General features: G+C 63.2%; 14 protein-coding genes and 1 tRNA gene. 8 read left to right on the top strand and 7 right to left on the bottom strand.

Annotation, left to right across the window (positions count from 1 at the left end):
- Nucleotides 1-4 precede the first annotated feature (4 nt).
- Together ACQQ2N_RS19820 and ACQQ2N_RS19815 are read left to right on the top strand one after the other, a co-directional pair.
- A complete protein-coding gene (locus ACQQ2N_RS19820; protein ID WP_440223301.1) occupies nt 5-556 on the top strand; it encodes a 2'-5' RNA ligase family protein in 552 nt (183 codons plus the stop codon).
- A gap of 830 nt (nt 557-1,386) precedes the next feature.
- Nucleotides 1,387-1,812 (top strand): endonuclease domain-containing protein, encoded by a 426-nt coding sequence (locus ACQQ2N_RS19815; protein WP_440223300.1) that lies wholly within the window; start codon nt 1,387-1,389, stop codon nt 1,810-1,812.
- Nucleotides 1,813-1,836: 24 nt separating this feature from the next.
- On the opposite strand, the gene ACQQ2N_RS19810 is transcribed toward ACQQ2N_RS19815, so the two are convergent.
- The 3 genes from ACQQ2N_RS19810 to ACQQ2N_RS19800 all read right to left on the bottom strand — a co-directional run bounded on the left by ACQQ2N_RS19810 (nt 1,837) and on the right by ACQQ2N_RS19800 (nt 2,839).
- Nucleotides 1,837-2,160, bottom strand: coding sequence for a hypothetical protein (locus ACQQ2N_RS19810; protein WP_440223299.1), 324 nt, complete (start codon nt 2,158-2,160; stop codon nt 1,837-1,839).
- A gap of 292 nt (nt 2,161-2,452) precedes the next feature.
- A complete protein-coding gene (locus ACQQ2N_RS19805) occupies nt 2,453-2,737 on the bottom strand; it encodes a hypothetical protein (protein WP_440223298.1) in 285 nt (94 codons plus the stop codon).
- Between the two features lie 25 nt (nt 2,738-2,762).
- A tRNA-Pro gene (locus ACQQ2N_RS19800) sits at nt 2,763-2,839 on the bottom strand.
- Nucleotides 2,840-2,991: 152 nt separating this feature from the next.
- Here ACQQ2N_RS19800 and hisS point away from each other — a divergent pair.
- The 3 genes from hisS (at nt 2,992) to ACQQ2N_RS19785 (ending at nt 6,937) form a co-directional block, all read left to right on the top strand.
- Nucleotides 2,992-4,374 carry a histidine--tRNA ligase gene (gene hisS / locus ACQQ2N_RS19795; protein ID WP_440223297.1) on the top strand — a complete coding sequence of 461 codons (1,383 nt, stop codon included), beginning with the start codon at nt 2,992-2,994 and terminating at the stop codon, nt 4,372-4,374.
- Nucleotides 4,371-6,269: an HAL/PAL/TAL family ammonia-lyase gene (locus ACQQ2N_RS19790; protein ID WP_440223296.1), complete on the top strand. Its 1,899-nt coding sequence runs from the start codon at nt 4,371-4,373 to the stop codon at nt 6,267-6,269. The genes hisS and ACQQ2N_RS19790 overlap by 4 nt, the downstream gene beginning before the upstream one ends.
- A 164-nt stretch (nt 6,270-6,433) precedes the next feature.
- The gene (locus ACQQ2N_RS19785) at nt 6,434-6,937 is read left to right on the top strand and encodes a GNAT family N-acetyltransferase (protein ID WP_440223295.1); all 504 of its coding nucleotides are present in this window, start codon (nt 6,434-6,436) and stop codon (nt 6,935-6,937) included.
- A gap of 27 nt (nt 6,938-6,964) precedes the next feature.
- On the opposite strand, the gene ACQQ2N_RS19780 is transcribed toward ACQQ2N_RS19785, so the two are convergent.
- Nucleotides 6,965-8,140 (bottom strand): hypothetical protein, encoded by a 1,176-nt coding sequence (locus ACQQ2N_RS19780; protein WP_440223294.1) that lies wholly within the window; start codon nt 8,138-8,140, stop codon nt 6,965-6,967.
- 76 nt (nt 8,141-8,216) lie between these two features.
- Nucleotides 8,217-9,242, bottom strand: a complete 1,026-nt coding sequence (locus tag ACQQ2N_RS19775) for a hypothetical protein (protein ID WP_440223293.1) — start codon at nt 9,240-9,242, stop codon at nt 8,217-8,219.
- Nucleotides 9,243-9,447: 205 nt separating this feature from the next.
- Between ACQQ2N_RS19775 and ACQQ2N_RS19770 the strand changes: the two genes are divergently transcribed.
- Nucleotides 9,448-9,783 carry a WYL domain-containing protein gene (locus ACQQ2N_RS19770; protein ID WP_440223292.1) on the top strand — a complete coding sequence of 112 codons (336 nt, stop codon included), beginning with the start codon at nt 9,448-9,450 and terminating at the stop codon, nt 9,781-9,783.
- 28 nt (nt 9,784-9,811) lie between these two features.
- Here ACQQ2N_RS19770 and ACQQ2N_RS19765 read toward each other — a convergent pair whose 3' ends face one another.
- Both ACQQ2N_RS19765 and ACQQ2N_RS19760 read right to left on the bottom strand, forming a co-directional pair.
- Nucleotides 9,812-10,243: a type II toxin-antitoxin system death-on-curing family toxin gene (locus ACQQ2N_RS19765; RefSeq protein WP_440223291.1), complete on the bottom strand. Its 432-nt coding sequence runs from the start codon at nt 10,241-10,243 to the stop codon at nt 9,812-9,814.
- 8 nt (nt 10,244-10,251) lie between these two features.
- Nucleotides 10,252-10,473, bottom strand: a complete 222-nt coding sequence (locus ACQQ2N_RS19760) for an AbrB/MazE/SpoVT family DNA-binding domain-containing protein (RefSeq protein ID WP_440223290.1) — start codon at nt 10,471-10,473, stop codon at nt 10,252-10,254.
- 309 nt (nt 10,474-10,782) lie between these two features.
- Here ACQQ2N_RS19760 and ACQQ2N_RS19755 point away from each other — a divergent pair, with 309 nt between their 5' ends.
- Complete coding sequence (locus ACQQ2N_RS19755; RefSeq protein ID WP_440223289.1) at nt 10,783-11,568, top strand: AraC family transcriptional regulator; 786 nt, start codon at nt 10,783-10,785, stop codon at nt 11,566-11,568.
- A 73-nt stretch (nt 11,569-11,641) separates the two neighbouring features.
- Nucleotides 11,642-12,622 carry a YcjF family protein gene (locus ACQQ2N_RS19750; protein WP_440223288.1) on the top strand — a complete coding sequence of 327 codons (981 nt, stop codon included), beginning with the start codon at nt 11,642-11,644 and terminating at the stop codon, nt 12,620-12,622.
- Nucleotides 12,623-12,690 lie beyond the last annotated feature (68 nt).

Raw genomic sequence — 12,690 nt, 5'->3', positions numbered from 1 at the left:
CAAGGTGAGCCGATCGCGCTGGCTGTTCGTGGCGAGGCCGCCGGAGTCCGTACGCGACGCGATCGCGGCTGCACTCGATGCGGTCGGCTTGCGCGCGCGTCTCGGCGATGCGGCCTTCGCGATCGAAAACTGGCATCAGTCGCTCTCGGACAGGCAGTGGCATATCTCCAAGGTCGACGCGATGCAGCGTGCCGGTGCGCGTGTGCGGGCGACGCAGGTGAAGATGATCCTGAATCGCGTCGTGAACCGCGGCGAGTCGCCTCGACTGCATTGGACCCTGCTCGCGCAGGGCCAACCCGAGGGCTTCGCCGAGCTGCTCAATGCTTTGCGCGTGGCCGAAGCTGCAGAAGGTCTCGTCGACGTCGTCGGCAACACGCCGCACATCACGCTGAGTTACGACGCGCCGTCTCCGCTTGAAGGCTCCGTGTCGATCACGCCGGTGATGTGGACCCTCGACCACCTCGAACTCGTCCACGGCGGCGGTGATCCGTACGGCTACGAGACGATCGATCGCTGGCCCCTCGATCCGTCACCACAGGGCGGGTTGTTCGGCTGATCGCCGAGCGCGGGAAAGGCGCATTCTGCACGCGATCCAGTGTTGTCGGATCGGGAAAGGCTTCCCCTCTCCCCCGGCCCCTCTCCCGCAAGGGGAGAGGGGAGCAAGACGGTCTGCACATCGCTGGCGGCTGCGTGGATGGTTCTCTGCGCGACCCGGCTCGACCCCTGTAGAGATCAACGCGTTCCACGGATGGAAGCTTGCTTGCAGCCCTCTCCGCAGGTGGGAGAGGGGTGGGGCTCACTGTCGTGACAAGGCTCGAGCGCCAACAACGGCGCAGTACATTCCCAGCGGGTGCGATACGCACCGCCGCGATAACGCGATGCATCTCACGGATGAAAGCTTGCAGCCCCTCTCCCCTCGCGGGAGAGGGGTTGGGGAGAGGGGGGGCTGTCGCGAAAAGCCTCGAGCGCCGACGAAGGCGCAGTACATTTCCGGCTGATGAGGTTCGCACTGCCGCGACAGCACGACACGTTCCACGTACGAAAGCTTGCAGCCCCTCTCCCCTTGCGGGAGAGGGGTTGGGGAGAGGGGCGCTGTCGTAACAAGCTTCGAGCGTCGACAAAGGCGTAGTATTTTTCCAGCGGGTGCCGTACGCACCGCCGCGACAACGCGATGCATTCTACGGATGGAAGCCTGCAGCCCCTCTCCCCTTGCGGGAGAGGGGTTGGGGAGAGGGCTGCTGTCGTAACAAGCCTCAAGCGCCGACAAAGGCGTAGTACATTCCCAGCTGATGCGGTTCGCACCGCCGCGACAACGCGATGCATTCCACGGATGGAAGCTTGCAGCCCCTCTCCCCTTGCGGGAGAGGGGTTGGGGAGAGGGGACTCATGGACAAGCGTGCGTTCGCCAAGGCGTTGCGTTCGGACATGACGGACGCCGAGCGCCGATTGTGGTTCCACCTGCGCGCGCACCGCTTCCTCGGTGCCAAGTTCCGGCGTCAGCAACCGATCGGGCCTTACGTCGTGGACTTCGTTCACTTCGCGTCGCGCGTGATCGTGGAAGCCGATGGCGGTGGCCATGCGGGATCCACGCGCGACGGGGCACGTGATGCCTGGCTCGGCGGCAAGGGCTTCACGGTGATGCGTTTCTGGAACGACGACATCCTGCTGCGTACGGACGAGGTTCTCGCGGAGATCGTCCTCGCCATCGAGCGCGAGGACGTTCGCGCAGACCATGCGGGCCGGCGTGTCGGAACGACCACGTCGCCGCATGGCGCGCACCCGAGCGCCGCGCATACATCGGTCGAGTCTTGATGCGCGGCGCCGAACGTCGCGACGTCAGATCGTCGCGTCGGCTGCCGGCGTCGCCATGTCCAGGAAATGCGCACCGCGGATGATGCGGAAATCGAGCAGCGCGCCGCCGGCCGCGGCATCGCTGAGCACGCGGAGCGCTGCGCCCGCGATCGCGGCCTGGCGCTCGATCGGGTGGCCTTTGACGCCGAGTTCGAACCACGAGAAGCCGGCGGGCGAACTCGCCGAGCGTGCGATGACGAGGGAGGGATCGATGTCGTCGAGAAGGGGGCGAGGATCCGGACCGAGCTCGTCGACCTCGATGAACGCGAAACATTCCTCCGGCGGAATGCCGTTGGATCGCGGAGTCATGAGGGTCATCCGGTGGGCCGGTGAAACCCGGCATGATGCTGAGCGGCTACCGGTGAACGCGCTGGCCATTGCGGCCCAGTGGGCAAGCGGTCCCCGAACGAGGGAGCGTCGGCTTACGTGCGCGGGTAGGGGAGGAGCACGATCCACCCTACGCGCATGCCGTGACGAGCGCAAGGAAAGGTTTCGTGAAGGGATCGCGCGCTCGTGTCGTGTCGCGCATGTCATCGCGGCGTCACGGCGAGGCGTCGTCGCATCGGTTCGCTGCAACGCTCTCGAGCTCTGGAACGCATCTTCACGTACCCGGCTTGCCCGCGGACATCCAGACGCCGTCGTAGTGAACGTTTGGGGCCAGGCCGAGGCACTCCAAGATGACGTGGCCCACGATCATGCCGAACACGAGCGCACAGAACGCGCAGACGATCCAGGCGATGGCGGTCTCGATGCGTTCCCTGATGGACATGGCGCGCGACGTGATGATCGGGATCACTGCGACCGATGAAAAGTCGAACGGTTCCGGAGGAATGTCACCCGTGAATCGATGTTGCCGGCGGCCCCGAAAAAACGAAACCCGGCGCAAGGCCGGGTTTCGTTTTTCACTAGATTGGTCGGGGAGACAGGATTCGAACCTGCGACCTCTACGTCCCGAACGTAGCGCTCTACCAGACTGAGCTACACCCCGATAAGACCCCGCAGCGAGCGGGGCGCGCATCATAGCGACGGCGCGCGCGGCATGCAACGGTCGGATCGCGCATGAGGGTGTTCTGTTAAACTGCGCGACCCGTTTCGCCGCGCCCGGCCTCGCGCCGCGGCTGCTTTCCGCCGAGGATTCCGATGGCCCTGACACCCGCCCGCACGCCGCCCGGCGTGCTCGAACTGCTGCCGCTCGACCAGATCGCGTTCCAGGGCATGCTCGACACGATCCGTGGCAACTTCGAGCGCTTCGGCTTCCTGCCGATCGAGACGCCGGTCATGGAGTATGCCGACGTGCTGCTGACGAAGTCGGGCGGCGAGACCGAGCGCCAAGTGTACTTCGTGCAGTCGACGGGCGCGCTCGAGCAGGGCGAGAAGCCCGACCAGGCGCTGCGCTTCGATCTCACCGTGCCGCTCGCACGCTACGTGGCCGAGCACGAGCACGACCTCAGCTTCCCGTTCCGTCGCTACCAGATCCAGCGCGTCTACCGCGGCGAGCGCGCGCAGCGCGGGCGTTTCCGCGAGTTCTACCAGTGCGACATCGACGTGATCGGCAAGGACGCGCTGTCGGTGCGCTACGACGCCGAACTGCCGGCGACCATCTACTCCGTGTTCCGCGATCTCGCGATCGGCCCGTTCACGATCCAGCTCAACAACCGTCGCCTCATGCGCGGCTGGTTCGAAGGGCTCGGCATCGCCGACGGCGAACGCCAGATGGCCGTGCTGCGCGAGGTCGACAAGCTCGACAAGCGCGGCGAGGACCACGTGCGCCAGACGCTCGAAGGCGAGGGCTTCGGCCTCGATGCGGACGTCGTCGCGCGCATCCTCGCGTTCGTCCAGGTGCGTTCGAATTCGCTCGCCGACGCGCACGCCAGGCTCGATGCGCTCGGCAGCGGCAGCGAGACGTTCGAGCAGGGCCGCGCCGAACTGCGCGAGGTGCTCGATCTCATCAAGGCCTTCGGCGTGCCCGAGACGCACTTCGCGCTGAACCTGTCGATCGCGCGCGGCCTCGACTACTACACCGGCACCGTCTACGAGACGACGCTCAACGACCATCCGCAGATCGGCTCGATCTGCTCGGGTGGCCGCTACGAGAACCTTGCCGGCAACTACACCAAGTCGAAGCTGCCGGGCGTCGGCATCTCGATCGGTGCGTCGCGCCTGTACTGGCAGCTGCGCGAGGCCAAGCTGATCGGGACGGCGACAAGTTCCGTGCAGGTGCTGGTCACGCAGATGGACGAAGCGAAGCTGCCCGAGTACCTCGCGCTCGCCGGCGAACTGCGCGCGGCCGGCATCAACACCGAGATCGTCATGGAGCCATCCAAGCTCGGCAAGCAGTTCAAGTACGCCGATCGCGCCGGCATCCGTTTCGTCGCCGTGCTCGGCGACGACGAGATCGCCAACGGCACGGTCACGCTCAAGGACATGCGCCGCGAGGACCAGTTCCAGGTCGCGCGGGCCGACCTCGCGCGCACGCTGCGCGTCGAGCTCGAGCAGGCCGCCGTGATGGGAGCGCGTCCGTGAGCGTGCGCCTCGACGGCGTGTCGCTGACGCGTGCGCAGCTCGTCGCGATCGCGCGCCACGGGGAGACGATCGAACTCGACGCCGGCGCGCTCGAACGCGTGCAGCGCGCCGCCGATTTCCTCGCCGACAAGGTCAGCTGCGGTGAGCCGGTCTACGGCGTCACCACGGGTTTCGGCAGCAACGCCGACAAGCTGCTCGGCGCGCACCGCGCGCGCGACGAGCTGCCGGGCGGCAATCCGGAATCGCACGACGGCACGCTGCTGGAAGAACTCCAGCACAACCTCGTCGTCACGCACGCCGTGTGCGTCGGCAAGCCGCTTGCGCGCGAGGTCGTGCGCGCGATGCTCGCGATCCGCGTCAACACGTTGCTGCGTGGCCACTCGGGCATCCGTGTGGGCACGCTGCAGTCGCTCGCCGAGCTGCTCAATCGCGACGTGATCCCCGTGATTCCCGAGAAGGGCTCGGTCGGCGCGAGCGGCGACCTCGCGCCGCTGTCGCATCTGGCGATCGTGCTGCTCGGTGGCGGCGAAGCGTTCTTCGGCGATGAGCGCTTGCCCGGTGCCGAAGCGATCCGCCGCGCCGGCATCGCGCCGGTCAAGCTGTCCTTCAAGGAAGGCCTCGCACTCAACAACGGCACCGCGCAGATGCTCGCGACCGGCGCGCTCGCGCTCGATCGCATCGAGCGCCTGCTCGCGACGGCCGATCTCGCCGCGGCGATGACGCTCGACGCGTTCGCGGGGCGCAGCGGCGCGCTGCGTCCCGAGGTGCACGCGCTGCGCCCGCATCCGGGCCAGGTCGCGACGGCCGAGTCGCTGCGCGGCCTGCTCGAGGGCTCCACGCTCGTCGACATCCCGTACCACCTCGTGCCGCGCTTCCGCACGTGGACTGCGGCGGCATGGAGCGATCCGGCCGACCAGGCGCAGCGCTTCGACATCGCCTGGGACTACGTGCCGCCGTCACAGCGCCATGGCCGTGAAGCATTCTACGACCGCTTCCTGCCGTTCAAGGGCGGCAAGAAGCACCAGCCGCAGGATGCCTACTGCCTGCGCTGCATGCCGCAGGTGCACGGCGCCGTGCGCGACGCGTGGGCGCAGGCCTGCCGCGTATTCGACATCGAGCTCAATGCGGTCACCGACAACCCGCTCGTGTTCCCCGATGCGGAAAACCCGCGCTTCATCGAGGACCAGGTCATCTCGGCCGGCCATTTCCACGGCATGCCGCTCGCGCTCGCGATGAGCTACGTCAAGACTGCGGTGCCCGTGCTCGCCTCGATCTCCGAGCGCCGCCTCGCCAAGCTCGTGGATCCGTCGACGAACGACGGCCTGCCGGCGTTCCTGATCGGCAACGAGGACGCCACCGACTCGGGCTTCATGATCGTGCAGTACACGGCCGCGGCGCTCGTGAACGATCTCGCCACGCGCGCGCATCCGGCCTCGGTGTACTCGATCCCGACCAGCGCGAATGCCGAGGATCACGTGTCGATGGGCACCAACGAGGCCCGCCATGTGCTCGACATGACAGAGGACCTCGGCCACGTGCTCGCGCTCGAGCTGTACACGGCCGCACAGGCGCTCGAGTATCGTCAGGACATGCTCAACGCGGCGCGTCGCCTCGCCGCACGCGGCGACTGGCAGGCGCTCGCGGCGAAGGTGTCGGGCGGTCCCGTGGCAGGAGGCGACACCGCGGCGTTCGAAGCCGAGGTGCGCGCGCTCATGCAGGCGCTCGCCGCGTCGGAGGATTTCCACGCCGGCGGCGCCGTGCGCGCGGCGCATGCGCGCATCCGTGAGCGCATCGCGTTCATGGCGCGCGACCGCGCGATGGACGGCGACGTGCGCACGATCTGCACGATGATCGAACGCGACGAGCTGCTGGATGGTGCGCCTGCAACGCACTGAGGCCGGACACGGGTCCGGGCAGGGGATGCCGCTTCCCGTCACTCTGCGGAAGAAGCGCGGGTGATGATCCGGATGATGGCAGCGAATCGCCGGCATCGACATGCGTGGATTCCGGTACGTCGCTGCCGTTGCTAGGATCACCTCGTCTCCACGGGGAACCACGCATGGACATCCGCATCGACGACCTGCGCGGTCCCGAGATCGCCGGACTGCTGGCCGAGCACCTGCGCGGCATGCATGCGCATTCGCCGCCCGGGAGCGTGCACGCGCTCGACCTCGATGCTTTGCGCCAGCCGCACATCACGTTCTGGTCGGCATGGCAGGGTGGGGATCTTCTCGGCTGCGGCGCGCTCAAGGCGATCGATGCGACACACGGCGAGATCAAGTCGATGCGCACGGCCGCGGCGCATGTGCGCAAGGGCGTCGCCGCGGCACTGCTGCGCACGATCCTCGACGAGGCGGGCCGGCGCGGCTATCGCCGCTTGAGCCTCGAGACCGGATCGGGTCCCGCCTTCGAACCCGCGCACGCCTTGTATGCGGGATTCGGCTTCGACCGCTGCGGCCCGTTCGACGGCTACACCGACGATCCGTTCAGCGTGTTCATGACGCGCGAGCTCGCGCAGAGGCAGCAGGTGGTCAGATGTGCGCTGTATGAAGGACGCGCGTAGCGGTCATGGGGTGCCGGCGCCGCGTCGTTACGCTCCGGCGTATGACAAACCGTAGGAGAACGATGTAGTCATGAAGACAAGCAAAGCCGTGTAGACGATGATCACGACCGTCCAGAATGTTTTGCCGAACATGGCTTTTGACATAAGGTGGATCGGGAACAGCGTCGACATGTAGCGGGAATAAGAAACGAGCGTTCCGGTCATGAGTGGCGCCAAGGCAGAGAGGAGCACATAGAACATCATTCCGTGCATGTTCTTAGACCTGAGTTTGGCTATCGCGACGACGGCGATGGCCAGCGCTGCCAGATTGAGGGGCCGCACATTCCAGTCGACGGCGATTTCCCATGGAATCAGGATAACTATGCCGATTGCTCGAAATGGAATGGATAGCTCTCTTCCCCAAGCTGTTTGTATATCAGAGAAAGCGAGTGGATTACCAGACGCATGCCAAAGCATTCCCATAAATGTTGCCAAGCCCAACGGAATAAAGCAGGTCGCGATCCAAGGTTTAATTTTCCTCGCATCTTCCGACCTAATTATCTCGGTTGCGGCGTAAATGACCATGAAAAGTCCAGAAAATCTTGTCATCGCACATGCATATCCAAAAATGGCAACATAAATCCAAGCCTTTCTCTTTATGGCTAATGCGCACGCTAGCGATAAGAATAGAAAAAGTGATTCACTCCAAGGAAGTGAGAAAAAATACGAGGTTGGAAAGAATGCCGTGGCAAATATAGCCATTTTTATCGATTGATTGTTTAGGCCGTATAGTGAAGCCAAGCATCCAATCGAATAAAGGCTGATGAGGAATAATAAGTTGTTGATCACAATTGTTGTAGAAAGTTTGTCATTTGCAAATTTTGAAGCTAAGGACATAAGTAATGGGTTTCCGGGAAAGAATGCCCAATTGGCGGATTTATCATCAGAAAAAGGACGCTTTTCGTAGCCGCCTTCTGCAATACTCCAGTACCATCCCGCATCATTTCTTCTGGATATATCTCGCAGATGATCAAGTGCTTTTTGCGGCTTGAACTCGATAATTACATTGCGGAATTCATGCTCGATGGCGCTATTAAAAAGCGAGGGAAGTATGAGGCAAGAAAATACGATGATCCGCGAAAGTACGAAAGCTTTTAAAGACAGCCCTAAGATGGAATCTCTGCTGAAGTTTGGCAGATGATTTATGATATTTTTGTGATTCATCCAGGACATGCTGTTACGTACGCTCCAATTTCTTGTTGGAAGGCCGCAGGGATGTCCCGGCGGCCTTGGTGCACTACTAGAAGCCTCGACTTGAATAATTATTATAGCTTGCGGAGTCTGTGGAAACATCCGGGCAAACTGAGGCCTCACTTCTTACTAACGGCCACTGAAGAACATACCATGGTTTTGAAATGTAAGGATTTGAAGCTGAGTTGTCCAACTTGTCCTTGAATTGTTGCGCAGATGTCGCGTCGTTGAAGTAAGCCTCTCCAATAATAAATCTGTAGCTTCCTGCAGTTGTTCCGAACTGCGTGAACTTTGTCATTGCCTTGGAGAGTAATGAGTATTCGGTGTTGTTCCCGTAAGGATAAATATGGACGTCGGCCATCACGGGAAATTTGTTCCCGTATAGGGAGTTCATGTTGTCGATGGCATCAATCTGGCCAGGAGCGAAACTGAATCCAACTGAGTCATAGTAATATCTATGAAACATGTCCCAGTATTTTGGCCATATGTGCTTGATGTATTGGCCTCTTATGTTTCCACTATTTGTAGTCATCATCTCGTTTCCGAGATCAATTCGGTATGTGAGGCCGCTTGCTCTGATGATTGGATGCAAGTTCTTTATTACCGACCAATTCTCGTCGGCCATCGACTGGTTCCAGGAGCTCCAGTTATGAGGAGCATTCGCACCTTGCGGGCCATAGACCATTACTACCTCGGAGAATCCTTTGTTTCTTATCATTTCAAGAACATCTCTCAAGTTGTCTCTATGCTGCTGAGAAAGATTTCCTCCGGCGGAGTCCATAATCGTTCCGCCTGATAAACCGTTCCCGAAAAATATCATCATTCTTAATCTGCTCTGGCCTGCGTTGCGCATTTCATTAAGTTTGGCAGACACTAAATGCGATACCTTATGGAAGTTCTTGATCACCCCGTAAGGTTCTCTCACGCATTCTGTAAGCTGGCCTACGGAGTTATAGACTCTATCCACCTGGTACCAGTTGAAGTTGCTTCCGCCGCTCAAGGTCTGTGAGTTTGCAGGGCTGGCGATACCGAGAGCGAGAGTAGCCGCTACTGCGATCGAGCACTTGATATTCACGTTTTTGCTCCTTTGATGTCCATTCCAAGGTTGCTCATTAAGATTTACATCAGAGCCAAATTTTTAATGAGCTTTACAATTAGAGCATGAGCGCAGTACCTCCTGTAAAAATATTTCGTGATGCGGATCACGAAACTATCTGTGCCGATAGTGCATTTCTTAAGGTCATGCTAAATTTTTTACTCAAAGCGTTACAAGATTTCTCATGAGTTTTCGAAAGGGCCGTCTTTGCTCGGGCAGCGGAATTACGGTCGAACCGTATCCCGCGAAGGCCGAGATCCTCCTGCATGCGCCGTTGCAGGCGATGCGCGAACGCATCCCGCCCTCGATCGGCAGCCTGCGCAGACTCGATGCGTCACGCTGCGTGCTCGAGGTCGGCGGGCATCGCCACGAGGTCATCGCGTATCACGTCGCGCTGCTCGGGGTCGCATTTGAGGTGCGTGATCCGCCCGAGCTCAGGGAGCATGTGAGGGTGCTGGCGGAGAGGCTCGCGGCGGCCGTCGGCCAGACCGATGTCGCGCGCGTGACGTCAGGGACATGATCCCGGTCGTCGAGTCGGCGAGTGCGTGTCAACCGGTCGGATAGATGCCCGGAGTGTCCTGCACGCTTCGCGAGGTCGAAACGACCAGATGTGCGCGCAGCCAGTCGGTGAATGCCGGTTCGTCGATCGATCCGTCGGCCAGCCCGATCATCGCGGCGTACTTCTGTTCTTCGCTCGCGACGAGATCGGCATCGTTGAGCGCGAGGAACGCGCGATAGCAGACGTGCGCGGTGCGCTTGTTGCCGTCGACGAAGGGATGTTTCCGCGCGAGGCCGAAGGCCAGGCTCGCCGCGAGGGCGGCAAGGTCGGGCGGTGGATCGCCGTAGGCGTGACGTCGCAGCGGTCGTGCGAGTGCAGCCTCGAGCAGCGACTCATGACGCATACCCGTGCCGCCGCCGTGCTCCGCGAGCTGGCGGTCGTGGATGGCGAGCGCGAGCTCGCGCGTGATCCAGACGATCATCGTCGTGCCTACTTGGCGAGTTGACGGAGGACGTCGCGGTCTTCACGCATGACCTTCTCCGCCACCTCCATCTGCGCCGCCAGCGTGGGGTCGTAGACGATGAGCCGGATACCGTCGGGGGTTTCGAGTACGTGGAGGTCGTCGCCCTTGCCGACGCGCAGGCGGGCCAGCAGCTCGCGCGGCAGGATGACGCCGGCCGAATTGCCGATCGTGGTGATCTTGAGCTTCATCGCAGCGGGTCCGTTGTTATAACGGACGTTATAGTGCGCTCGGTGCGACGTCTACGCAACGCGCGCACGGGCGCGCCGGCACGTGTCCGGACGACATGAGAAAGGAGGGCGAACACGGGACAAAACCGAACGAGGCGGCCCCGCCCGGGAGTTCCGGAGCGTGACCGCCTCGTCCGAATCCACCAGCGGGAGGGAGGGAGCCAGTGGAGTACTGCCGCCATACGAGGAGGTATGGCAAGGCGTCAGTAGACGCGTTGGGAGGTTTGCCCGCATCATCGTTCAGGTCAAAAAACCTCGCGTTCGGGCCGCATGAAAGACATCCATCCGTACGACGTCGACACGGTGCCCGGTGCACTGCTCGGTGTCGCCAACGACTACGTCGCGGGTGAGCACGTCGGTCGCCACCAGCACTGGCGCGCGCAGTTCGTCTACGCGGCGTCGGGCGTGGTCGCGATCGGCACCGAGCTCGGCAGCTGGATCGTGCCGTCCGAGCGCGCGGTGTGGATACCCGCAGGCGTGCCGCACGAAGTCACCGCGATGTCGGCGGCGCATCTGATCAGCCTCTACATCGACACGACGCGCAACGCGGTCGCGATGCCCGCGACCTGCCGCGTTGTCGGCGCTTCGCCGCTCATGGGCGCGCTCATGCGCGAGGTGATCGATCTGCCGGACCGCTACCTGCGTGGTTCGCGCACCGACCTCGTGCTGTTGCTGCTGCTGCGCGAGATCGAGGCGGCGGCCGAGCTTCCGCTCAACGTGCCGATCCCGAACGACGCGCGCCTCGCCGCGCGCTGCCGCGCGTACCTTCAGCACCCGTCGCCGCACGAGACCATCGACGACTGGTGCGCCGACCTCGCGATGAGCCGCCGTTCGTTCACGCGTCGCTTCCGTTCCGAAACGGGATTCAGCTTCGCGGCGTGGTGTCGCCAGGCCAGCCTGTTCGCGGCGTTGCCGCGGCTCGCCGCGGGCGACGCGATCACGACGATCGCGTTCGACCTCGGCTACGAGAGTGCCTCGGCGTTCGCGACGATGTTCCGGCGCACGATCGGCGTCGCGCCGAGCCGCTATTTCTCGCCGTCTCCCGGCGCCACATGACCGTGGCGTGACGCATCGCGGAACTTTCCGCGCGCGTCGCCGCCCAAGCCCGTCCCCTTGCAGAGGTCGATCCGTGAACGACAACGAACAGAAAGCCATCCTGACCCTGGCGCTCATGGCGGCCTTCGCCGACGGCGACAAGGACGAGCGCGAACGCGCCGAGGTCAAGCGCATCGCCGATGCGCTGGCCGGAGAGGGCTCGATCAACGTCGCGGCGCTGTATCAGGACGTGCTGCTCAAGCGCGTGTCGATCGCCGACAGCGTGGCGCTGCTGGGCTCGGCCGAATCGCGCCAGCTCGCCTACGAGATGGCCGTGTGCGTGTGCGATGCGGATGGCACGCAGTCGCCGGCCGAGAAGGCGTTTCTCGGAAACCTTCGCGAGGCGCTCGGCTTCGGCGCGCAGCAGGTGAAGGAGGTCGACGACCAGGCCGAGGCGATCGCCGCTTTGCCGCTGGCCGCCACCGGCGCGGCCGCGTATTCGGCGACCGCGGCCGAGTCCGCATCCGATGCGCCCCCCGTGGGCGCCACGTCGACGATGGGCGAGGCCGAGATGGACAAGACGATCCTCAACGCCTCGATCCTCAACGGTGCGCTCGAGCTGCTGCCCGAATCGCTCGCGACGATGGCCATCATCCCGTTGCAGATGAAGCTCGTGTACCGCATCGGCAAGTCGTACGGCTACGAGCTCGATCGCGGCCACGTGAAGGACTTCCTCGCCACGGCCGGCGTCGGCCTAACGTCGCAGTATCTCGAACAGGCCGGACGCAAGCTGCTCGGCGGCCTGCTCGGCAAGCTCGGTGGCGGCCTGCTGCGTGGCGTCGGCCGTCAGGCGGTCAGCTCGGGCATGAGTTTCGCGAGCACCTACGCGCTCGGCCACGTGGCCAAGCGCTACTACGCAGGCGGCCGCACGCTGTCGACGGCGATGCTGCGCGAGTCGTTCCAGGGCATGCTCGGCGAGGCCAAGGGCCTCAGCTCGCGCTACCTGCCGCAGATGCAGCAGCAGGCCAGCACGCTCGACGTGGGCTCGATCCTGCAGACCGTGCGCAACGGCTGATCCCGCATCGCACCGCGTGGCCGCACGGCGATGCACGTCGCCGTTGCGGTCACGGGTGCTGTGATAGG

It is taken from the genome of Dokdonella aquatica (genome assembly GCF_051987395.1).
GTDB lineage: Bacteria > Pseudomonadota > Gammaproteobacteria > Xanthomonadales > Rhodanobacteraceae > Dokdonella.
The sequence above is the reverse complement of the archived record's forward strand: the minus strand, read 5'-3'. Positions and strand labels throughout refer to the sequence as shown.